The following is a 22,166-nucleotide window of genomic DNA, read 5'->3' on the forward strand; positions in this document are numbered from 1 at the left end:
AGGCTGCCCACGCCCGTGCTGAGCTGTGCGGCGCCGGCGGCCAGGCTGTCGGAGCCTGTGGCGACCTTGCCTGTGCCGTCGGCGACCTGCCCGGCGCCGTCGGCGAGCGGCCCGGTGCCCTCGGCGAGGGCGCCGGCTCCCGTGGCCAGCTGGCCGGTGCCGTCGGCGAGCTGACCCGCCCCGTCCGCGAGGCTGCCGCCGCCGTCGACAGCGGTCGACGCGCCATCCGTCAGTTCGGTGGCGCCGTCGGCGGCGTCGGCCAGGCTCGAACGGATGTCGGACAGGCCGATGAGCAGGGTGTCGGCGGCCTGCTCGTTGACCCGTTCGACGATGGCATCCCGAATGGTCTGCGCGGCCTGGCTGCCGATCGTGGAGGCGAGGTAGCTGTTGGTGTCGTTGGTGGTGAGGGTGATCGTGGCCTGGCGCGGGGTATCGGTCGACGAGGAGGCGATCGAGCTGGAGAAATCGGCGGGAATCGTCACGCTGAAGTCATAGTTGGCGTCGGCGACGCCGGCCCTCGCCGTCGCGGCCGTCACGGTGTGCCAGTCGAAGGTGCCGTCGTCGATGAGCTGTTCGGCGACGTCGGTGCCGTAATTGGTGGCGGCGCCGTCCAGCTCCGAACCGGTGTCGGACACCACGAGGGCAACGGGCACCCGGTCCAGGCCCGCATACGGGTCCTGGTTCGCCCACAGGTAGAGGCCGCCGTAGAGCACGGGCACCAGCATCAGCGCGACGAGCGCGACGCGGGACATGGTGGTGGCGGTCAGGCGCGCCAGTTCGGCGCGGATCATGGCGAAGATCTTCACAGGACGTCGGCTCCAACGGGGGTGAGGGGTGAGCGGACGAGTCCGGCGGGCAATTCCCCGGCCGGCTCGAGGTTGGCCAGTTCCAGGTCGGCGATCGCGTGCGCCGAGGCATCGCCGGCGATGACGAGCACCGCATAGCCCCGCGCGGCCAGGCCGCCGGCGACGTCCCACCAGCCCAGCGGGTCGCCGCCGTGGCGGTCGGGCGACGTGAGCACGAGGCCCAGAACGCCGTCGCGGAGCACGGCCAGCTCGGTCAGCAGGCGGATGCGGTCATCGGGCGCGAGGTCGCCCATGTCGGAGCGTGCCTGGTCGGCGAGTCCGAGCTCGGTGAGAACCCTCGTGACCGTGCGGCGCCGACCGAGACGGCCGGCGAACATCAGCTCTTCGGCCACGACTTCGTCGACCTTCACGTCCGCGGCCGGCTCGGAGACGCCGAGGGCGTCGACCAGGGCTATCTGGCGGCGCAGGCCCGCATAGTCGGTGTGTCCGTCGAGCGTGACCGTTCCGGCATCCGGTCGCATCCGGCCCGAGGCGATCAGGCCCAGGACCGTGGGGCGGCGTTCGGTTTCGGCTCGGGCGAAGGTGACGGCGCCGCTGGTGAATTCCAGGGTCGTTTCGGGGAGGGCCGAGTCCTTCGGTCCTTTGGTGACGGCGGTGAGGGTAACGCGCATGCGAGCGCCTCCAGTAATAGAGGGGAGCCCGACCGACGCCGGACCGAATCCTGGGGGAAAGAGGAATCGCGGCGCTGCGACAGGGTCACACTCTAATTCACCCAACCCGCTTTGTGCTGACTAGTCAGTATGAGCTCTTAAATCTCTCAGGTACGACCCGGATCAGCGGCGTGGTTGCATCCTTCCGGTGAACCGATCTATACTGACTGGTCGGTACAAAAGTACCGGCGAGAAAGGATCGACGTGCAGGCGACACTGGTAGCGGATGAATTGACCGTGAGTTACAAGCGAGGCGTGGTTTTCGGGCCGCTGAGCTTCAGCGCCGACGACGGCCTCACTGTGATCTGCGGTCCGGCCGGCAGCGGCCGCACGAGCCTGCTCCTCACCCTGGCCGGGCGCATGAGGCCCAGTTCCGGCAGCCTGTCCGTGCTCGGAGAGGACCTGCCCCGCCATGCCCGGCGGGTTCAGCGCCGCACTGGCGTGTCCGGATTCCACGGCATCGACACCCTCGAGGAGTCGGTCAGTGTGGCCGCGGCCATCCGCGAACGCCACGCCTGGCTCGCCCCGTGGTGGTCCTTCATCCGCGCGGTCGACGACGCAGAGGTCACCCGCGTCTGCGGTCCCATCTTCGGCGACATCCCCGTGCCCGCCGCGAGCACCATGATCTGGGACCTCGACGAGGTTGAGATGGTGCTGCTGCGCGCGTCGTTGGCCATGATGAGCCGACCCGACGTGCTGTTCTTCGACCAGGTCGAGCAGGTGCACTCTGCCCAGGCCCGCCGCCAGCTCTGGCACCGGCTCGGCGCGATAGTACAGTCCGGCACCCCCGTGATCGCTTCGGCGATCGCACCGGACTGCGAAATGTGGGCGGAACTGGGCATCGACCCGACCGTCCTGTATATGAACCAGGAGATTCGTTAGATGTTCGCCTTCCTTTCTACGGGCACGGAGCTGCGCCGATTCGGCAAGGGCACCCTGCCCAAGATCGCTCTGGTTGTGCTGATGTTCATTCCCCTGATTTACGGCGCCCTGTACCTGTGGGCATTCTGGGCGCCCGACAAAGAGCTCAGCCATCTCCCGGTCGCCCTGGTGAACACCGACACCGGCGCCACCCGCGACGGCGAAGCGGTCACCGCGGGCGACGACCTCGTCGACAAGCTCATCGACGGCAATGACCTGGGCTGGGTCGAAACCAGCGCCGCGGATGCTGCCACCGGGGTCACCGACGGCGACTACTACTTCTCCGTCACCATCCCCGCCGACTTCTCCACCGACGCGGTCTCGGCCGGCACCGACACCCCCACCCCGGCCGAGGTGCAGGTCGACTACAACGACAGCAACAGCTTCCTCGCCTCAACCCTGGGCAAGCAGGCCATGGTGCAGCTGCGCGACGCCGTGTCCCTGAACATCGGCGACCAAACCGTCAACGCGATGCTCGTGGCCGTGAACGAGGCCGGCGACGGCATCCGCAGCGCCGCTGAGGGCGCCGGCACCCTCGCCGATGGCCTCGGGACGGCCGAGACCGGCACCGGCACCCTCGTGGACGGGCTGGGCGACCTCTCCGCGGGCGCCGTGACGCTGAACGACGGCGCCGCGCACCTGGCCGACGGCTCATCCACCCTGGCAACCGGGCTCGGCACGCTGTCCACGGGCGCGACCACCCTGTCCGACTCGTCGGTCGCGCTCTCGGATGGTGCAACGGCGGTCGCCGACGGATCCCACAAGGTGTCCGACGGCCTTGCCAAGGCCGCCACGGGGGCAGCGACCCTCTCCGACTCCTCCGACCAGCTTGCCGCCGGGGCGACCTCGATCGCCACGGGCGCCGGTCAGCTCGCCGCCGGTACAACCACGCTCTCTGGCGGCCTGACGGATCTCGAGGCAGCCATCGCGGCGGCCCCGGCCGGCACACCAGCGTCCGCCTTCCTGCCCTCGGTGACGAAGCTCGCAAGCGGCGCCGACACCCTCAACACCCAGACGCAGGGCGCCGCGACCCAGATTTCCGGCTACGCGACCTCCAGCGGTCAGTTCGCCGCCGGTCTCGGCCAACTCTCCGACGCCCTCACTGCCGGCGCCCCCGGCGCCGCCCAGGTGGCATCCGGTGCCGGCGACGTCGCCACCGGCGCCGGCGCACTCTCGGCCGGAGCCGGCCGGCTCGCCACCGGAGCGGCGACCGCGGCCACCGGCTCGGCCACTCTCGCCAACGGCGCGAGCAGCCTGGCCGACGGCACCGGCACGCTCGTCGACGGCAGCACCAAGCTGGTCGACGGCGGCACCGCGTTGCAGTCCGGAACCGTGCGACTCGCCGACGGCAGCCACACGCTCGCCGACGCCCTCGCGACCGGCGCGGCCGCCGCGCCGGACGACAGCGACGCGCAGATCGCCACGAAGGCCTCGGTGATCGCCAACCCGGTCGACCTCACGCAGACCTGGGAGAACGCCTCCGACAGCTTCGGTGAGGGCTTCGCACCCTTCTTCCTCGCCCTGGCCACCTTCGTCGGTGCGCTGATCACCTGGCTGATCCTGCGGGCCCTGCCCACCCGGGCGCTGGCCAGCGCCGCCTCCGGGCTGCGCGCCACGATGACAGGGTTCCTGCCGGCCATGGCGATCGGCCTCAGCCAGGTCGTGATTATGGTCCTGGTGCTGGTCTACGGCATCGGGCTCACCCCCGCGCACTGGCTGGGCATGTCGGCGTTCATCTACCTCACGACGCTGGCGTTCCTGGCGCTGCAACAGATGTTCATCATCCTGTTCGGCACCGCCGCCGGCCGCGTGGTCAGCCTGGTGCTGCTCATGCTGCAACTGAGCTCGTCGGGCGGAACCTACCCGGTCGAGACCACGCCGCAGTTCTTCCAGATCCTGCATCCGTGGATGCCCGCCTCGTACGTGGTCACCGGCCTGCGACAGCTCATCACCGGAGGAATCGACTCTAGACTGTGGCTTTCCGTGCTCGTGCTCGTGGGCATCCTGGTCGGCTCGATCGCCATCAGCGCCTGGAGCGCGTCGCGACAGCGGATGTGGACGATCACCCGGCTGCACCCCGAGCTGACCATCTAGCCTGTAGCCCGCACCGAGTGCACTGAGAGGACCGGCCATGCCCCGCGCGATTGGAACAAAACGAGCGATCCTGGATGCCGCGCTGGAGCTGGCCGCCACCCGCGGGATCACCGGCACCACGATGGATGACGTCGCGGAGCTCGCCGGGGTGGCCAAGGGCAGCCTGTATTACAACTTCAGCTCGAAGGACAACCTCTTCGAGGCCCTGTTGCAGGAGGGGGTCGGCGCGCTTGCCGATTCCCTCCGCGAGGCGCGCGCCGGCCTGCACGGCCGTGCCGCGCTGGAGGCGTTGATCACTGTGCTGCTCGACCGGATCGAGGCCAACGCCGGCCTGGCCAAGCTGATGGCGGCCGAAATCTTCCGCACCGACCGGGCCTGGCAGAAGACCCTGTTCGCCCTGCGTCACGATGCCCTCGCGGTCTTCGCCGAGGCGATCGCTGAGGCCAAGCCGGCCACCGCGGCGGCGGGCACCAGCGGGCTGATGGCGTCGAGCGTGTTCGGCGCCGTGCTCATGGCCGGCCTGGAATGGCTGGTCTTCGAGCCGAACCGCCACCGCGACGAGGTCTCGGCGGCCATCCTCGAGTCCCTCTCCGGCGGCCTGCTCGCCTGACCCTCGTCCCGCTTTCCGCGAACTGTGAGTAAAGCCCCAGAATCTCGCGATTTTTGGTGCTTAAGTCACTGCTCGCGGGGCTGAATCTCGGGTCGCGGTAGTATCGAGTGTGACCGGCGCAAATCTGATCGAACAGCCCGAGACCCTCCTACCCGCGGAACCGGAGGTGACCCAGGCGCTCAGCCGAACCGCAACGCAGGATATTGCGACGGTGGTGGCGGCGTATCCGAAGTCATCGCTGGCATGGTCGGCGCTCGCCGACTACACGCACAGCCAGGGTCGCCTGCTCGAGGCGTACGCCTATGCCCGGGTGGGCTACCACCGCGGGCTCGACGCGCTGCGCAAGGCCGGCTGGCGTGGCCAGGGACCGATCCCGTGGGCACACGAACCCAACCGAGGCGTGCTCCGTGCGCTGTTCGCCCTCCGCCGCGCCGCGGCCGAGATCGGCGAGACCGACGAGTTCGAACGCCTCACCGCGTTCCTCGAGGGCGCAGACCCCACCGTCATCACCCGGCTGCGCTCGCAGCACACCGAGACCCAGATATTCCCGGCGATTCAGCCCGCCGTTTCACCCGGCGACGACCCGGCCCCGCCGACCGCCGCTTTTGTTATCCGAGGAGACAACTAACCCCATGCCAGCAATTGTTCTGATCGGCGCCCAGTGGGGCGACGAAGGTAAGGGTAAGGCCACCGACCTCCTCGGCAGCCGCGTCGACTATGTCGTCAAGTTCAACGGCGGAAACAACGCCGGCCACACCGTGGTCGTGGGCAACGAGAAGTACGCACTGCACCTGCTGCCCTCCGGCATCCTCACGCCCGGCGTCACCCCGGTGATCGCCAACGGCGTCGTCGTCGACATCGAGGTGCTGTTCGAGGAACTCGATGCCCTCAGCTCCCGCGGCGTCGACGTGTCGAAGCTGCGCGTGAGCGCCAACGCGCACGTCATCACGCAGTACCACCGCACCATGGACAAGGTCACCGAGCGGTTCCTGGGCAAGCGCCAGATCGGCACGACCGGCCGCGGAATCGGCCCGACCTACGCCGACAAGATCAACCGGGTCGGCATCCGCATCCAGGACCTGTTCGACGAGAACATCCTGCGCCAGAAGGTCGAGGGTGCCCTCGGCCAGAAGAACCACATGCTGGTCAAGGTGTACAACCGCCGCGCCATCACGGTCGACGAGATCGTCGACGACCTGCTCAGCTACGCCGAGCGCCTGCGCCCCATGGTCGCCGACACCGCGCTTCTGCTGCACCAGGCCCTCACCGAGGGCAAGACCGTCTTGTTCGAGGGCGGCCAGGCCACGATGCTGGATGTCGACCACGGCACCTACCCGTTCGTCACGTCGTCGAACGCCACGTCCGGCGGCGCCGTCACCGGCTCCGGCATCGGCCCGAACCGGATCGACCGCATCATCGCGGTCGTCAAGGCGTACACGACCCGTGTCGGCGCCGGCCCGTTCCCCACCGAATTGTTCGATGAGTCCGGTGAGTTCCTGCGCGCCAAGGGCTTCGAGTTCGGAACCACCACCGGCCGCCCGCGCCGGTGCGGCTGGTACGACGCCCCGATCGCCCGCTACACGGCCCGCATCAACGGTGTCACCGACTTCGTGCTCACCAAGCTCGACGTGCTTACGGGCCTGGAGACCATCCCGGTCTGCGTCGCCTACGAGGTCGACGGTGTGCGCTTCGACGAGGTGCCCGTGTCGCAGTCAGACTTCCACCACGCGAAGCCCGTCTACGAGGAGTACCCCGGCTGGACCGAGGACATCACCATGGTGCGCCACTTCGAAGACCTGCCCAAGAACGCGCAGGACTACGTGCTCGCCCTCGAGGCGATGAGCGGCGCCCGCATCTCCGCGATCGGGGTGGGCCCCGACCGCGAGGCCATCCTCACCCGCCACGACCTCATCGATTAACCTGCACGGCCCGCGAACCGTGAGCAAAGCCCCGAAAACCCCGAGTTTTTGGGGCTCAGCTCACAGTTCGGCGAATGGAGAGCCCACGTGACTGCGCAAGCACCAGACGCGAGACTGCTGACGGGGCGTTTCGTATGCCTGGAACCGCTCAGCCGGGCCCACCTACCCGAGCTGCACCGCGCCATCGCGCATCCGGCCGTCTTCGCCGGCGGTTACGGCGGCGGCCCGCACGGCCTGCCCGCCGCCCTGGACGACTTCGTGGCGTTCGCGGTCAAGTACTACCAGTGGGATGCGCAGCCGTACGCCGTGCGCGTCGTCTCCGGCCCGCACGCCGGCGACCTGGTGGGTACCTCGACGCTGGGCGACGTCGACCTGCCCAACGAGGCGCTGCACCTGGGGTGGACCGCCTACACCCCGCAGGTGTGGGGCACCGCGGTGAACCCGGAGACCAAACTGCTGATGCTCGGCGCCGCCTTCGACAACGGCTTCGGCCGCGTCAAGATCCAGGCGGACGTGCTCAACTCGCGATCCCGGGCCGCGATCCTGGGCATCGGCGCCCAGTTCGAGGGCATCAACCGGCGGGTGCAGCGCCGGGCGGACGGGTCCTGGCGGGATACTGCCGTCTACTCGGTGCTCGCCGACGAGTGGCCCGTGGTACAGGCCGGGCTGCAGAAGCGGCTCGACGTGTTCGGCGGCACCGCCGTGGAATACCGCGACCCGCGGGCACCTCGCCGTCGTGTCACGCCCAGCTGATTCCGGTCATCCGCCCGCGATTTTCGGACATCACCGTTCGTGGCGGTCACAGCACCCGCCGGCCACCGCGCCCGTGGGCTAGGGTCAGCGAGTGACTGACATTTCCAGCCCCCGCAGCTCCAGGGTCGCCCCGCAATTCCTCGGGATGGGGGTGGTCTGGGGTGCCAGCTTCCTGTTCATGAAGGTCGCCCTCGACGGCGTGAGTTTCGGCCAGGTGGCCTGGTCGCGCCTGGTGCTCGGCGGGCTCACGCTGGGCCTCATCGTGCTGGCCACGCGCCCGCGCGTGAACCGCGGTCCGGTGCTGCCCCGGGAGGGCATCGTCTGGCTGCACTTCCTGGTGATCGCGTTCACCGGATGCGTGGTGCCGCACCTGCTGTTCGCCTGGGCGGAGCAGTACGTGTCATCGAGCCTGGCCAGCATCTACAACGCCGTCACGCCCATCATGACTGCGCTCATGGTGACCGCCGTCTTCCGGGTGGAAAAACTCGCCCGCGACCAGGTGATCGGCGTGCTGATCGGCATCATGGGTGTCGTCGTGATCATCGCGCCGTGGCAGTACTCGGAGCTGACCGGCGACCTCTGGGGCCAACTCGCCTGCCTGGGCGCGGCGCTCTGCTACGGCTTCACCTTCGGATACACTCGCAAGCACCTCAGCGGCCGGCCCATCGCGGGCACCACCTTCGCCTTCCTGAACATCGGCCTGGCCGGCGCCGTGATGCTGGTGCTCACGCCCGTTCTCGCCTGGCAGCCGATGACCCTGAGCGTGCCGATCGTGCTCAGCCTGCTCACCCTCGGGGTGCTCGGCACCGGTCTCGCGTACATCTGGCACATCAACGTGTTGCGTGCCTGGGGGCCGACGACGACATCGACGGTGACCTACGTCACCCCGGTGGTCGGCGTGATGCTCGGCGTGCTGGTGCTGGCCGAGACCTTCTCCTGGCACGAACCGGCCGGAGCCGTGCTCGTGCTGCTCGGCATCCTGCTCACCCAGAAGCGGCTGCGCCTGCCGATCGGGCTGCCCCGCACCGCCTGACTCGCGAGTTGCCCACCTGCGGACGAGATGCCCCGCTGTGCCGGGGCAGTTCGACCGGAACGAGGCAACGCGGCGCGGGCATCCAAGTAGGTGCAATATCGTAAAGACATGGCTGTAAACGAGGAATTGCCCGCTGACGCGGGGCAGGACGCGATCAATGAGTTGCAGGGCATTCGCCAGAGCATCGACAACATCGATGCCGCACTCATCCACCTGCTCGCCGAACGTTTCAAGTTCACCCAGAGCGTGGGCCGGCTCAAGGCCCAACACGGCCTGCCGCCGGCCGACCCGGCCCGCGAGTTCCTGCAGATCCAGCGCCTGCGCGGCCTGGCCGAGGATGCCAGGCTCGACCCGGCCTTCGCCGAGAAGTTCCTCAACTTCATCATCGCGGAGGTCATCCACCACCACGAGAAGATCGCCGGCGACTCCGGCGGCGCCAGGACCGCGGGCACGTCCGCGTCGCGCCCGGCCGCAGCAACCCCTCCCACGGCATCTGCTCCCGCGGAAACCGACGCCCCCGCGGGTTCCACCGACCCGGCCCACCCCGCCGCCTCCGCATGAGCTGGAACCCGCGGGCGCTGCCTGACCAGTCCGGCCGCACCTTCGTCGTCACGGGCGCCAACGCGGGTCTGGGCTACTTCACGAGTGAGCAGCTGGCCGGCGCCGGCGCCCACGTGGTGCTCGCCTGCCGCAACCCGGCGAAGGTCGCCGCGGCGATCGCCGCGATCCGCGGGCGGGTGCCGGGAGCATCCGTCTCCGCCCTCGCCCTCGACGTGGCCGATCTCGCCTCGGTGCGCAGCGCCGCCGACCGGATGCTCGAATTCCCGCAGCTGGACGGCCTCATCCTCAATGCCGGCATCGTGCACCCGCCGCAGGACCGCTCAGTGAGCCTGGACGGCGCCGAGCTGGTGCTCGCCACTAACTACACCGGGCACTTCCTGCTCACCAGCCTCGTGCTGCCGGTGCTGCAGCGCACCCCGGGCAGCCGGGTGGTGTCGCTCGGCTCGATGATCTCCCGGCTGATGGACTCTTCGCTCGACGACCTGCAGCTGGAGGTCACCTACAACAACTGGAAGGCCTACGCGCAGTCCAAGATCGCCATGCAGGTGTTCGGCTTCGAGCTCGATCGTCGGCTGCGCGCCGCCGGCCAGGGCGGCCCCCACGGTGTGCAGAGCCTGGTGTCGCACCCCGGCTACTCGATCTCGGGACTCACCCCCGGCATCCGCGGGGTCAACGAGGTCAGCCGGTCCAAGCGCTTCGCCGATACCCTGCAAGGCTTCATCGGCGCCCAGGGCAAAGGCGCTGGCGCCTGGCCCACGGTGCGCGCGGCTATCGACCCCTCCGCTGTCGGCGGCCAGTACTACGGCCCGCGGTTCCTGACCCGGGGCGCACCGGCCCTGCAACACCCCACCCGTACCTCTCTGGACCGCGGCATCGCCGAGCACCTCTTCACCCGTACCGAGGCCCTCGTCGACGCGCCCTTCGCCCTGCCTGCCTGATCCGACATCCCCGCCAGGCCCGCCACACACGCCGAGGCATTGCCCACCCGGCACTCCGGGAGCAGGATGCAACCGTGCGGTTCGTCGAACCGGTGGTCCGCCACGGGCGGTGCGACGGGACGGACGGGCATGGGCGAGCGGATTGCGATCATCGGCGGCGGGATCGTGGGGGTGGCCATTGCGCGTGCCCTGGCGCTGCGTGGCCTCAGCGAGGTCACCGTTTTCGAGAAGGAAGACCAGCTTGCCAAGCATCAGACCGGGCGCAACTCCGGGGTCGTGCACGCCGGCCTCTACTATCAGCCGGGCACGCTCAAGGCGCAGCTGTGCGCTGCGGGTCGCCTCAGCATCCGGGACTTCTGCATCGAGAAGAACCTGCCATACAGCGAGGTGGGCAAACTCGTCGTCGCGGTCGACGAGTCCGAACTCGCGGCCCTCGCCGACATCGAACGGCGGTCGCTTGCCAACGGGGTGCCCGGTCTGGCCCGGCTCGACGGCCTGGCCCGCATCCGCGAGATCGAACCGCACGTGGCGGGCATCGCGGCGGTGCACTCGCCGCACACCGCGGCGGTGGACTACGGCGCGATCACCGAGGCGATGGCGCAGGATGTCCGCGCCAACGGCGGCACCGTCCTCACCAGCCAGGAGGTCGTTGCTCTGCAGATCGACGGCCCGACCGTGCACGTGCGCACGACTACCGACGAGCAGGTCTTCGACAGGGTGATCGCCTGCGCCGGGCTGCAGTCCGACCTGGTGGCGCGCCTGGTCGGCGCGGACCCGTCGCCGAAGATCCTGCCGTTCCGCGGCGAGTACTGGGCGCTGGATGCCGCCCGCACCGACCTGGTGCGCGGCATGATCTACCCGGTGCCCGACCCGCGGTTCCCGTTCCTCGGCGTGCACTTCACCCGCGGCGTCTACGACGACGTGCACGTGGGGCCCAACGCGGTGCCGGCGCTCGCCCGCGAGGGTTACACCTGGCTGACCGTCTCACCGAAGGACACCTGGGAGTCGCTGCGCTGGCCGGGCGCGGGGACCCTGGCGAAACAGCACTGGCGGATGGGCGTGGACGAGATCAGCGGCTCGCTGCTGAAACCGCTGTACTACCGCAAGGCCCGCCGCTTCATCCCCGAGCTGAGGATGGCCGACCTCAGCACGAAGACCGCCGCCGGTGTGCGCGCCCAGGCGTGGCGCCGGGACGGCACCCTCCTCGACGATTTCGCGGTCGACCAGGTGGGCCCGGTCACCCTGCTGCGGAACGCCCCCTCACCGGCGGCCACGGCGTCGATGGCGATCGCGGAGCACGTGATCGAGCACTACGTTCTGGCCCGCGCCACCGAGTAGGTGACTGTGGCGCCCCGCCCCGGATGCTGTTCCGTGCACCCTTGATGGCCCGATGCGCCCTCCATAGTGGGCGCATGGCGCCACAGCAGGTGCAGCGACGCTTCCGAGAGCCGTTTCGTGTGACTGGTCGAGTTACGCGAACGCGTTCGGCAGCGTGCTGCGGTGACGGGACTGCAGCTCGGTCAGCGGCACCGTGAAGTAATCCTGGATCTCCAGGACCGGGGCGGTCGCATCAGTCACGCCGATGCGCAGCACCGGGTAGTTGCGGCCTTCGCAGAGGCCGAGGAACTTCACGTCGTCCTCACGCGGTACCGAGACCAGCACGCGGCCGGTCGACTCCGAGAACAGGGCCACGGATGCGTCGACGCCGTCGCGCTCGAGGATATCGCCGAGCCAGATCCGGGCGCCCACACCGAAGCGGAGCACGGCCTCGGCGAGGGCCTGCGCGAGGCCACCCGACGAGAGGTCATGGGCGCTGTCGATAAGGGCCTCGATCGACGCGGCGTGCAGCAGCCCGGCGAGGTCGGCTTCGCGGCCGAGGTCCACCACGGGCGGCATGCCGCCGAGGTGGTCGTGCACCACGGCGGACCACGCGGAGCCGTCGAGCTCCTCGCGGGTGATGCCGAGCAGGTAGATGTTGTGTCCGTCGTCCTGCCAACCGCTGGGCACCCGGCGGGCCACGTCGTCGATCACGCCGAGCACGGCCACGACCGGGGTCGGGTGGATCGGCTGGTCGCCGGTCTGGTTGTAGAACGACACGTTGCCGCCGGTGACCGGAATCTCCAGCTCGAGGCAGCCATCCGCCAGCCCTTCGACGGCCTGGGAGAACTGCCACATGACCTCGGGGTTCTCCGGCGAGCCGAAGTTGAGGCAGTCGCTGATGCCGACAGGCACTGCACCGGTGACGGCCACGTTGCGGTACGCCTCGGCGAGGGCCAGCTGGGCGCCGCGGTACGGGTCGAGCTGGCAGTAACGGCCGTTCGCGTCGGTGGCGATGACGAAGCCGAGGCCGGACTCCTCGTCGATGCGGATCATGCCGGCGTCGTCGGGGAAGGACAGGGCGGTGTTGCCCATCACGTAGCGGTCGTATTGGTCGGTGATCCAGCTCGGGTCGGCCAGGTTGGGCGAGCCGAGCAGCGCGAGGAACTGCTCCTGCAGCGTCGCGGCATCCGTCGCCCGGGGCAGCGCCGACGCGGAGTCGGCCTGCAGCGCGTCGATCCAGGTGGGGTAGGCCACCGGGCGGTCGTAGACCGGGCCGTCGACGGCGACGGTGCGCGGGTCGACGTTGACGATCTCTTCGCCGTGGAAGTCGATGATCAGGCGGCCGGAGTCGGTGACCTCGCCGAGCACGCTGGTCTCCACGTCCCACTTCTGAACCACGGCGAGGAAGCCGGCGAGCTTCTCCGGCGTGACGACGGCCATCATTCGTTCCTGGCTCTCGCTCATCAGGATCTCTTCGGCGGTGAGGGAGGGGTCGCGCAGCAACACCTTCTCCAGCTGGATGTACATGCCACCGTCGCCGTTGGAGGCCAGCTCGCTGGTGGCGCACGAGATACCCGCGGCGCCCAGGTCCTGGATGCCCTCGACGAGCTTCTCGCGGTACAGCTCGAGACAGCACTCGATGAGCACCTTCTCGGCGAAAGGGTCGCCCACCTGCACGGCGGGGCGCTTGGTCGGGCCGCCCTCGCTGAAGGTGTCCGAGGCCAGGATGGATGCGCCGCCGATGCCGTCGCCGCCGGTGCGGGCTCCGAAGAGAACGACCTTGTTGCCGGCGCCCGAGGCGTTGGCCAGGTGCAGGTCCTCGTGGCGCAGCACGCCGACGGACAGCGCGTTGACCAGCGGGTTGCCCTGGTAGACCTTGTCGAACCAGGTTTCGCCGCCGATGTTGGGCAGGCCCAGGCAGTTGCCGTAGAAGCTGATGCCGGAGACCACACCGTGAACGACGCGGGCGGTGTCGGGGTCGTTGATGTCGCCGAAGCGCAGCGCATCCATCACGGCGACCGGGCGGGCGCCCATCGAGATGATGTCGCGCACGATGCCGCCGACGCCGGTTGCGGCGCCCTGGAACGGCTCAATGTAGGACGGGTGGTTGTGCGATTCGATCTTGAACGTGACCGCCCAGCCCTCGCCGACGTCTAGCACGCCGGCGTTCTCGCCCATGCCCACCATCAGGTTCTTCTTCATGGCCGGGGAGACCTTGTCGCCGAACTGGCGCAGGTACTTCTTCGAGCTCTTGTAGGAGCAGTGCTCGCTCCACATGACGGAGTACATGGCGAGCTCACCCGACGTCGGGCGGCGGCCCAGGATGGTGCGAATCTCGGCGTATTCGCCGGGCGTCAGCCCGAGGGCAGCGTACGGCTGCTCCTTCTCGGGAGTATTGATCGCATTTGTCACGGTGTCAGCGACGCCGCGGGAGGATGTATTGGAAACAGCGGTCACGAGTGGCGTTCTCCCAGAGATAGCGGATGCTTGACCCGCTAAGTCTACCGGCCCGCATCACTGGCGGTCCGGTAGCCGGCTACCGTGCGCGCAACCAACCAACTGACGGCGCCTAACCCGCGCTCGGCGAACGCCCGAGCCGAAAGCCGGATGCGGCGCGGGCGGCTAGCTCTGGCCGCCGGGCGGGCCCATGGTGAGCAGCACCGTGAAGACCACGACCAGGCCCACCACGAGAACGGATGCCAGCAGCACCGGCCGGGCAAGCCCGAACCGCAGCAACCGGCTCGCGACGGTCTGGTCACGGGGGTCGTCCGTGGCCTCCCGGCGCCAGCCGCCGTCGAGCAGGTCGCGTCGCTCAAGCCAGCGGTCGAACGGGATCGTGGCGTACGGCACCACGGCGGTGGCCACGGCGAGCAGCATCAGCCGGGGCCGCCAGCGCTGGTTCACTCCCACGAGCACCGCGGTGATCCCGTAGGCCAGGAACACCAGCCCATGCACGAAGCCCCCGACCCGCACAGCGCCGTCACCGAAGGCGCCGGGTGCGAACACGTACTTGAGCAGCATCGCGGTGATCAGGATGGTCCAGGTGATCGCCTCGGCGATGGACAGGATGCGATAGAGCAGGCGGGGTGACACGGGGAGAACTCCGTACGGCGTTGGGTGGCAGGTAGGTAGGGTCTCAGCCTGACAGTTCAGTCTGGGCAGAGCATCCGTCGAAGGTTGGACCCCGTCGCCGTAGCACTGTGCCAGCATGAGACGATGACTCACCTTCCCGACGACACCCGATACGACTCCATGCCCTACCGCCGCACCGGGCGCAGCGGCCTCAAGCTTCCCGCGATCTCGCTGGGCCTGTGGCAGAACTTCGGCGGCACCGTCCCGATGGAGACGCAACGCGCGATCCTGAGGCGGGCCTTCGACCTCGGAATCACACATTTCGACCTGGCCAACAACTACGGCCCGCCCTACGGCAGTGCCGAAACGAATTTCGGCCAGATCTTCGGCGAAGACTTCTCCGCCCACCGCGACGAGGTCGTCATCTCGACCAAGGCCGGCTACGACATGTGGCCGGGACCGTACGGCGACTTCGGCTCGCGCAAGTACCTGCTGTCCAGCCTCGACCAGTCCCTCGGACGGATGGGCCTGGACTACGTCGACATCTTCTACTCCCACCGGGCGGACCCGGAAACGCCGCTCGAGGAGACCATGGGAGCCCTGCACACCGCGGTTGCGAGCGGCCGGGCGCTGTATGCCGGCATCTCCTCGTACTCGCCAGAGCGCACCCGGCAGGCCGCCGCGATTCTCGCCGACCTCGGCACTCCGCTGCTCATCCACCAGCCGTCGTACTCGATGTTCAACCGCTGGGTCGAGGACGGCCTGCTCGACACCCTCGACGACCTCGGGGTCGGCTGCATCGCCTTCTCCCCGCTGGCCCAGGGGCTGCTCACCGACCGCTACCTGAACGGGGTGCCCGAGGGCTCCCGCGCCTCACAGGCCGGTTCGATGAGCCGCGACATGGTGAACGACCAGACGGTGGGGCGCATCCGGGCCCTGACCGAGATCGCGGATGCGCGCGGCCAGTCACTCGCCCAGCTCGCCCTGTCCTGGGTGCTGCGGCGGGGCACCGTCACGTCGGCGCTCGTCGGTGCGTCATCGGTGAAGCAGCTGGAGACGAACATTGCCGCGATCGACAACCTCGCGTTCACTGCCGAGGAGGTCACCGCGATCGACGAGCACGCCGTCGACCTGGGCATCAACCTCTGGGAGCCGTCCAGCGCCGTTTAGTTCCGGAGCGCGAGTTGCCCCTTAACGGGCGAATTGCCCCGGCGCACCGGGGCAATTCGTCCGAAACAGGGCAACTCGGCGCAGGCACGACCTACGCGTTGACCAGCGAACGCTCGATCACCGAGGTGAAGAACGCGAGCCCGTCCACGCCGCTGCGCATCGCCAGAGCGGTGTCAGGGCCGAAGCCGGGTTCCACGGCGTGCTCGGGGTGCGGCATCAGGCCCACGACATTGCCGCGCGCGTTGCTGATGCCGGCGATCTCGTTGAGCGAACCATTCGGGTTCACGTCGAGGTAACGGGCGATAACGCGGCCCTCGCCCTCGAGGCGGGCCAGGGTGTCGGTGGAGGCGATGAAGCCGCCCTCGCCGTTCTTCAGCGGGATGGTGATTTCCTGGTTTGCGGTGAACCCGTTGGTCCAGGCGGTGTCGGTGTTTTCGATGCGCAGACGCTGGTCGCGGCAGATGAACGCGCCGGCCTCGTTGCGGATCAGCCCGCCCTCGAGCAGGTGTGCCTCGGTGAGCATCTGGAAGCCGTTGCAGATGCCGAGCACGGGCATACCCTTGTTCGCGGCGTCGATGACCTCGGCCATGATCGGCGAGAGGCTGGCGATGGCGCCGCAGCGCAGGTAGTCGCCGTAGCTGAAGCCGCCCGGTAGTACGAGCGCGTCCACGCCGTGCAGGTCGTGCTCGCCGTGCCACAGGGCAACCGGCGTCGCGCCGGCCAGGCGGATGGCGCGCTGGGCGTCGCGGTCGTCGAGCGAGCCCGGGAACGTGACGACGCCGATGCGCATCAGTGCGTTTCCCCGGCGACGGCCTCGAGCACGAAGATGCTGGTGACATCCTCGATCACGGAGTTGGACAGCACGGTGTCGGCGAGTTCCTGCACCTCGGCGAGCAGCGCGGCGTCCGCGGGGCCCTCCACGGTGAGTTCGAACCGCTTGCCGACGCGCACGCCGGTGAACTCGGTCTTGCCGAGGCGGCGAAGGGCGCCGGCGACGGCCTTGCCCTGGGGATCGAGCAGTTCTGCCTTGGGCATAACTTCTACGACGATGGTTGGCATGGCTCACTCCGTAAGACGTCGGGGGCGGATGCGTCGATTCTACAGGCCAGCAGCCGAGCCGAGTCCGGCCTGGCCGAGCAGGATGCCACGCAACACGTCCCGCACAGCCGCGACGCCGTCATAGGTTTCCACGTAGCTGGTGCTCAGCGGCGACAGCCCGATCCGCAGGCCCTCGGGCGCGCGGAAGTCGGGGATTACGTCGTGCTCCCAGAGAATCCGGGTGACCTGGCGCATGGCCGGGTGGTTCACGGTGACGTGGCCGCCGCGGTGGGTGTGCTCGCGTGGGGAGGCCACGGTCACGCCCAGCGGCACCAGCCAGGCATCCACCAGCTCGAGAGCGAACTCGGTGAGCGCCACCGACTTGGCGCGCACCTGGTCGATGCCCACCTCGTCGATCATGGCGATGGTGTCCTGCATGGCGAGCATGCCAACGATTGCGGGCGTGCCGCTCAGAAACCGGCGGATGCCCGTGGCCGGCACGTACCCCGGTCCCATCGCGAACACGTCGGCGGCACCCATCCAGCCCTGGATCGGCTGGGACAGGTCGGGCTGCAGCTCGGCGCGCACATAGCCGAACGCGGGGGCGCCCGGGCCGCCGTTGAGGTACTTGTAGCTGCAGCCCACGGCCAGGTCGACGCCATCGAGGTCGAGGTTCACCGGCACGGAGCCAGCCGAGTGGCAGAGGTCCCAGAGCACCAGGGCGCCGGCCTCATGCGCGACGGCGGTGATGGCGGGCACATCGGCGAGGTAGCCGGAGCGGTAGGCCACGTGGCTGAGCACGACGAGTGCGGTCTGCGGGCCCACCTCGGCGCGCACCTGGTCGACGGTGACGCCGCCGGTGGTGCCCGATTCGATCCAGCGCAGGGTGAGGCCGCGTTCGGCGGCGATGCCGGCGAGCACGTACCGGTCGGTGGGGAAGTTGTCGGTGTCGAGCACGATCTCGCTGCGCTCCGGCAGTGAGTCGACGGCGGCGCGGGCGAGCTTGTAGAGGGTGACGGTGGTGGAGTCGCCGATGTACACCTGGCCGGGGGCTGCGCCCAGGGCGGCCTTGCCCAGTGCGTCGCCGATGGTCAGCGGCAACGCCATCCACTCGTCGTCCCAGCCACGGATCAGCCGGCTGCCCCAGGCGGTGCCGAGGAAGTCGGTGATGCGCTCGACGCTGGCGATGGTAGGGCGGCCCAGGGAGTTGCCGTCGAGGTAGACGATCGAGGGTGCGTCCGGGGCTGGGGTGGCGGCGGTGTCGAGGCCCACGAACCGGCGACGGTAGTGGCCGAGGCCGTCGATGCGGTCCATCCGCCGGGCGAACGCGAGGTGGGCGTCGAGGCCCTCGGCAACGCTGGTGTCGTGCTGGGTCATGATCGGAGGTCCTCGAGGTTGGGCCGGGTGAGCGCGCGGGCGGGCAGTGCGCGGGTGGGCAGTGAGTGGGCGGGCAGTGCGTGGGCGGGCAGTGAGTGGGCGGGCAGTGAATGGGCGGAGAGCAGCCAGTCGGTGAAACCGGCCAGATCGTGCGGGTCGGCGGGGCGGTCGCCGGGTATAACGGTAACCTGCCCCGTGGTGGCGGGCCCGGCGGCGTCCGGCCGGCCAGGGAAGTCGGCGGTGAGCGCGGCGAGCACGTCGTCGGGGGAGAGGCCGCAGGCCAGCAGCGCCTCGATTTCCCGCCGGTTGAGCCCGACCGGCAGCGGCCCGTTGCCGAGGTCGGTGCCGTAGAGCACCCGGCCGCCCACGAGGTGGAACCGGGCCAGGTTGTCGCAGGCCACGGCGAACGCCGCCGTCGGTGCGCCCCAGCCGTGGATGTCCAGCGTGCTGATCCAGGTGATCCGGCCGGCCATCGCGCCGAGCAGCTCGATCGGCAGGGCCTCGCTGAACGGGGTGTGCGCGAGCAGGTCGACCCCGGCGATGAAAGCGGCCGCGGCCTGGTCGGGGCCCTCGGTGTGGGCGGCGACGGGCAGCATCCGTTCGTGTGCCGCCGCCACGATGGCCGCGAGAGTGTCGGCCGCGAGCACCGGACCAGCCGCCGAGTTCAGCGTCACCTTGATCACCGAGGCGCCGGCCGCGGCCTGGCGTTGCACGGCGCCGCCAGCCTCGGCCGGCGACGCCACGGGGCAGGAGCTGCCGGCGGGCGCCCAGGACTGCCGGCTCGGGTAGCCGCCGGGGGCACCGAGGAACTGGCCGGCGAACCGCGTCTCGGGAAACCCGGCAGTCCCGTTGGGCGCACGGCCCTCGGGGTCACCGGCGGGCGTCCAGCCGCCGAGGTCGAGCACCCGGCCGATGCCGCCGCCGGCCAGCCGTGCCGGGTCGATCAACGCCAGGTGCACGTGCGCGTCCAGGAACCCGGGCAGTATTGCCGTCACCGGCCCACCTCGGTGCGAACGGCGTACAGCTCGGGGAAGAAGGTGAGTTCGAGCGCCTTCTGCAGGAACCCGGCGCCGCTGGAGCCGCCGGTGCCGGGCTTCATGCCGATGATGCGTTGCACGGTCTTCAGGTGGCGGAATCGCCAGAGCTGGAAGTTGTCCTCGACGTCGACGAGCTCCTCGCAGGCCTCGTAGACATTCCAGTTCTCGGTCTCGTTCTCGTATATGCCACGGAAGGTATGCACCAGCTCGGGGTGCAGCACCCACGCCTCGGTGACGTCGCGTTCGAGCACGGTGGCGGGGATGTCGAAGCCCTGCCGGTGCAGGTAACGCAGGAACTCGTCGTAGATGCTCGGCGCCTGGTAGACCTCGGTGAGTAGGGCGAGTGCGTCAGGGTCGTCTGCGAACACCTCGAGCATCCGCGGATGCTTGTTGCCGAGCACGAACTCCACCGCCCGGTACTGATAAGACTGGAACCCGGATGAGCTGCCGAGGAAGTCCCGGAACTGGGCGTATTCGGTGGGGGTCAGCGTCGCGAGCACCGACCATTGCTCGGTGAGGGTGCGCTGAATGTGCTTGACCCTCGCGATGCCCTTGAGCGCCGGCGGCAAGCGATCGTGCCGCAGGTGCTCCGCGGCGGCGCGCAGTTCGTGCAGCACCAGCTTCAACCAGAGCTCAGTGGTCTGGTGCTGGATGATGAAGAGCAGCTCGTCGTGGTTTTCCGGTGTGCTCACGGGCATCTGCGCCGAGAGCAAGGTGCCTAGGTCCAGGTAGCCGCCGTAGCTCATCCGCTCCCGAAAATCGGTCACGATCTCAGGCTCGAGGTCGCGGGTGTTGTTCTCGACTGACACGGGTTCCTTTCCGCCGGGCGCATGGTGCACCGGTTGTCTTCCTGTGAATTGTGCGGGCTGGGGAGCGCACGCGCAACATCGCCGGCCAGCACCGGGCCCGACACGCCAGGGCGACGCCGGCACCCGCCCATGCCGGCCTGGAGTGCAATAGGCCGGGGAGGCTTCCCTCCGCGACCTCGCAGGAATGGGATCTAGAATCAACCCATGACTACCTCTGCCCGGCCCCCGCAGGACGCGTCTCAACCGCGACGCCGCGACGCCCGGCAGAACCGGGAGCGCCTCATCGACGAATCCCGGAGCATGATCGCCGAGAACGGCGTCGACGCCTCGCTCGAGGAGATCGCCCGCCGCGCCGACGTGGGCGTCGCCACCCTGTACCGCAACTTTCCCACCCGCGACGACCTGGTGCGGGCCCTGTATGACATCGCCCTCGCCGAGCTGTTCGCCGTGCGCGGGGAGATCGAGGCGGCACCGTCGGCCTGGGCGGGCGTGGTGCTCTACACCGAACGCCTCGCCGAATGGCTCGTCGCCGACCCGTCGCTGCCGCCGATCCTCAAGCGGATGGCCACCATCGATCCCACGGCGCGGCCGTCGGTCGAGTTCGAAAGCTTCATCGCCTCCCTCGTGCTGCAAGCCAAGAAGGACGGCGACCTGCGCCCGGACGTCGACTCGATGGACCTGGCCGTGCTCGTCACCATGATCGGCTCGCTGGGCACCCTCGGCGGCGGTTACACCGGCCAGTGGCGCCGGCAGCTCTCCCTCGTGCTCGATGGGCTGCGGATGCCAGAGAAGCCGCGACCCAAGCTGCCAGGGCGTCCCCTGAGCGTCAAGGAATTCCAGGCCACGGTGCACGGCCTCACCCGCCGAGCCAAGCGCGCCGCCCGCGGATCCCGCTCCGCCGGCTGACCCGCTCCGCGGCGGTCACTAACGCCGAGTTGCCCACCTCCGGACGAGTTGCCCCGTTCCGCGGGGGCAACTCGACCGCACCGGGGCAACTCGCCGCCTGCTGACGCCGCTACGCGGCTGCCAGCAGGCCGAGCAGTTCCCGGTACCGGGCCGCAGTCTGCGCCACGATCTCGGCGGGCAGCTCGGGCGGGGTGCCGGTCTGGTCCCAGTTCGCGGCCAGCCAGTCGCGCACGATCTGCTTGTCGAAACTCGCCATGCGCTCACCGGGGGTGGCACCGTCCAGCCATCGCGCCGCATCCCAGTACCGGCTGGAGTCGCTGGTGAGCACCTCGTCGCCGAGGGTGAGCAGGCCGGTGGCGCGGTCGGCACCGAACTCGAACTTGGTGTCGGCCAGGATCACACCGGCGGTCTCCGCGATCACGGATGCCCGGTTGAAGATCTCCAGTGACGCATCCCGCAGCTCAGCGGCCACGTCGGCCCCCACGAGCTCCACGGTGCGCTCGAACGAGATGTTCTCGTCGTGCTCGCCCATCGGGGCCTTCCAGGCCGGGGTGTAGATCGGTGCGGGCAGCCTGTCGCCGTTCTGCAGTTCGGCGGGCAGCGGGATGCCGCAGACCGTCTGGCTGGCGACGTACTCGAGCCAGCCGGAACCGGTGAGGTAGCCGCGCACGACGCACTCGATCGGGTACATGTCCAGGGTCTTGCAGAGCATCGCCCGGCCGGCGACGGCGGCGGGGATCAGGCTCGTCGCATCGATCCGGTGGTCGGGCACGAGGTGGTTGGGCACACCGTCGAGCTGGTCGAACCACCACAGGCTCAGGGTGGTGAGCAGTTCGCCCTTGCCGGGGATGCCCGGCTCGAGCACGTGGTCGAACGCGCTCACCCGGTCGCTCGCCACGACGAGCACCCGGTCGGCGGAGGCGAGGTCGGACGCGCCGGCCGGCACATAGAGGTCGCGCACCTTGCCCGAATACACGTGCTGCCAGCCGTCGAGCTGCAGCGTGGTGGGGGAGGATGTCGGGGCGAGGTTCTTGTCGAAAGTCACGCCCTCATTCTCCCATCCTCGCGAACCGTGAGCTTTGCCCCTTCCCG

Annotated in this window: 22 protein-coding genes; 12 read left to right on the forward strand and 10 right to left on the reverse strand. The window is 69.3% G+C overall.

The genetic code is table 11. The annotated features are described in order from the left end of the window. Positions 1 to 806 (reverse strand): YhgE/Pip family protein (locus E3O42_RS08720; RefSeq protein ID WP_194092316.1); only part of this gene is annotated, 806 nt, incomplete at its 3' end. Beyond that, positions 803 to 1,477 carry a hypothetical protein gene (locus tag E3O42_RS08725; protein WP_174844241.1) on the reverse strand — a complete coding sequence of 225 codons (675 nt, stop codon included), beginning with the start codon at positions 1,475 to 1,477 and terminating at the stop codon, positions 803 to 805. The genes E3O42_RS08725 and E3O42_RS08720, both read right to left, overlap by 4 nt. A gap of 243 nt (positions 1,478 to 1,720) precedes the next feature. Between E3O42_RS08725 and E3O42_RS08730 the strand changes: the two genes are divergently transcribed. The 10 genes from E3O42_RS08730 to lhgO all read left to right on the forward strand — a co-directional run bounded on the left by E3O42_RS08730 (position 1,721) and on the right by lhgO (position 11,683). Next, positions 1,721 to 2,398, forward strand: coding sequence for an ATP-binding cassette domain-containing protein (locus E3O42_RS08730; RefSeq protein WP_166787938.1), 678 nt, complete (start codon positions 1,721 to 1,723; stop codon positions 2,396 to 2,398). Next, entirely contained in the window at positions 2,399 to 4,531 is a 2,133-nt protein-coding gene (locus E3O42_RS08735) for a YhgE/Pip domain-containing protein (protein WP_134453573.1), read from the forward strand. It abuts the gene before it with no gap. 37 nt (positions 4,532 to 4,568) lie between these two features. Next, on the forward strand, positions 4,569 to 5,141 hold the full coding sequence (locus E3O42_RS08740) for a TetR/AcrR family transcriptional regulator (RefSeq protein WP_134453574.1): 573 nt from the start codon (positions 4,569 to 4,571) through the stop codon (positions 5,139 to 5,141). Between the two features lie 109 nt (positions 5,142 to 5,250). Beyond that, positions 5,251 to 5,769 (forward strand): DUF3151 domain-containing protein, encoded by a 519-nt coding sequence (locus tag E3O42_RS08745; RefSeq protein ID WP_134453575.1) that lies wholly within the window; start codon positions 5,251 to 5,253, stop codon positions 5,767 to 5,769. A 4-nt stretch (positions 5,770 to 5,773) separates the two neighbouring features. Continuing rightward, a complete protein-coding gene (locus E3O42_RS08750) occupies positions 5,774 to 7,060 on the forward strand; it encodes an adenylosuccinate synthase (protein ID WP_088457403.1) in 1,287 nt (428 codons plus the stop codon). An 87-nt stretch (positions 7,061 to 7,147) separates the two neighbouring features. Beyond that, positions 7,148 to 7,813: a GNAT family N-acetyltransferase gene (locus tag E3O42_RS08755; protein ID WP_134453576.1), complete on the forward strand. Its 666-nt coding sequence runs from the start codon at positions 7,148 to 7,150 to the stop codon at positions 7,811 to 7,813. 91 nt (positions 7,814 to 7,904) lie between these two features. Then, complete coding sequence (locus E3O42_RS08760; RefSeq protein ID WP_338144942.1) at positions 7,905 to 8,846, forward strand: DMT family transporter; 942 nt, start codon at positions 7,905 to 7,907, stop codon at positions 8,844 to 8,846. Positions 8,847 to 8,954: 108 nt separating this feature from the next. Further along, positions 8,955 to 9,407, forward strand: a complete 453-nt coding sequence (locus tag E3O42_RS08765) for a chorismate mutase (protein ID WP_134453577.1) — start codon at positions 8,955 to 8,957, stop codon at positions 9,405 to 9,407. Next, entirely contained in the window at positions 9,404 to 10,345 is a 942-nt protein-coding gene (locus E3O42_RS08770) for an SDR family NAD(P)-dependent oxidoreductase (RefSeq protein ID WP_134453578.1), read from the forward strand. The genes E3O42_RS08765 and E3O42_RS08770 overlap by 4 nt, the downstream gene beginning before the upstream one ends. A gap of 129 nt (positions 10,346 to 10,474) precedes the next feature. After that, positions 10,475 to 11,683 carry an L-2-hydroxyglutarate oxidase gene (gene lhgO, locus E3O42_RS08775; protein ID WP_134453579.1) on the forward strand — a complete coding sequence of 403 codons (1,209 nt, stop codon included), beginning with the start codon at positions 10,475 to 10,477 and terminating at the stop codon, positions 11,681 to 11,683. A 132-nt stretch (positions 11,684 to 11,815) separates the two neighbouring features. On the opposite strand, the gene purL is transcribed toward lhgO, so the two are convergent. Then, positions 11,816 to 14,122 (reverse strand): phosphoribosylformylglycinamidine synthase subunit PurL, encoded by a 2,307-nt coding sequence (purL, locus tag E3O42_RS08780; protein WP_134453580.1) that lies wholly within the window; start codon positions 14,120 to 14,122, stop codon positions 11,816 to 11,818. Between the two features lie 165 nt (positions 14,123 to 14,287). After that, a complete protein-coding gene (locus tag E3O42_RS08785) occupies positions 14,288 to 14,758 on the reverse strand; it encodes a DUF3817 domain-containing protein (RefSeq protein ID WP_241984734.1) in 471 nt (156 codons plus the stop codon). Positions 14,759 to 14,881: 123 nt separating this feature from the next. On the opposite strand from E3O42_RS08785, the gene mgrA reads away from it, so the two are divergent. Next, positions 14,882 to 15,907, forward strand: coding sequence for an L-glyceraldehyde 3-phosphate reductase (mgrA, locus tag E3O42_RS08790; RefSeq protein ID WP_134453582.1), 1,026 nt, complete (start codon positions 14,882 to 14,884; stop codon positions 15,905 to 15,907). 91 nt (positions 15,908 to 15,998) lie between these two features. On the opposite strand, the gene purQ is transcribed toward mgrA, so the two are convergent. From purQ to kynA, 5 genes are read right to left on the reverse strand one after another with little or no spacing between them, the layout of a single operon-like run. After that, complete coding sequence (gene purQ, locus E3O42_RS08795; protein WP_134453583.1) at positions 15,999 to 16,697, reverse strand: phosphoribosylformylglycinamidine synthase subunit PurQ; 699 nt, start codon at positions 16,695 to 16,697, stop codon at positions 15,999 to 16,001. Further along, positions 16,697 to 16,966 (reverse strand): phosphoribosylformylglycinamidine synthase subunit PurS, encoded by a 270-nt coding sequence (gene purS, locus E3O42_RS08800; protein ID WP_104162566.1) that lies wholly within the window; start codon positions 16,964 to 16,966, stop codon positions 16,697 to 16,699. The genes purQ and purS overlap by 1 nt, the downstream gene beginning before the upstream one ends. 39 nt (positions 16,967 to 17,005) lie before the next feature. Beyond that, positions 17,006 to 18,322, reverse strand: a complete 1,317-nt coding sequence (locus E3O42_RS08805; protein ID WP_134453584.1) for a kynureninase — start codon at positions 18,320 to 18,322, stop codon at positions 17,006 to 17,008. Then, positions 18,319 to 19,317 (reverse strand): amidohydrolase family protein, encoded by a 999-nt coding sequence (locus tag E3O42_RS08810; RefSeq protein ID WP_134453585.1) that lies wholly within the window; start codon positions 19,315 to 19,317, stop codon positions 18,319 to 18,321. Before E3O42_RS08810 ends, E3O42_RS08805 begins: the two co-directional genes overlap by 4 nt. Continuing rightward, a complete protein-coding gene (gene kynA / locus E3O42_RS08815) occupies positions 19,314 to 20,168 on the reverse strand; it encodes a tryptophan 2,3-dioxygenase (RefSeq protein ID WP_134453586.1) in 855 nt (284 codons plus the stop codon). Before kynA ends, E3O42_RS08810 begins: the two co-directional genes overlap by 4 nt. Before the next feature lie 204 nt (positions 20,169 to 20,372). Between kynA and E3O42_RS08820 the strand changes: the two genes are divergently transcribed. Next, on the forward strand, positions 20,373 to 21,074 hold the full coding sequence (locus tag E3O42_RS08820; protein ID WP_134453587.1) for a TetR/AcrR family transcriptional regulator: 702 nt from the start codon (positions 20,373 to 20,375) through the stop codon (positions 21,072 to 21,074). A 109-nt stretch (positions 21,075 to 21,183) separates the two neighbouring features. Here the strand turns inward: E3O42_RS08820 and E3O42_RS08825 are convergent, their stop codons facing one another. After that, positions 21,184 to 22,119, reverse strand: coding sequence for a phosphoribosylaminoimidazolesuccinocarboxamide synthase (locus E3O42_RS08825; protein WP_166787939.1), 936 nt, complete (start codon positions 22,117 to 22,119; stop codon positions 21,184 to 21,186). Between the last annotated feature and the right edge of the window lie 47 nt (positions 22,120 to 22,166).

It is taken from the genome of Cryobacterium adonitolivorans, from assembly GCF_004402695.1.
Lineage (GTDB): Bacteria > Actinomycetota > Actinomycetes > Actinomycetales > Microbacteriaceae > Cryobacterium > Cryobacterium adonitolivorans.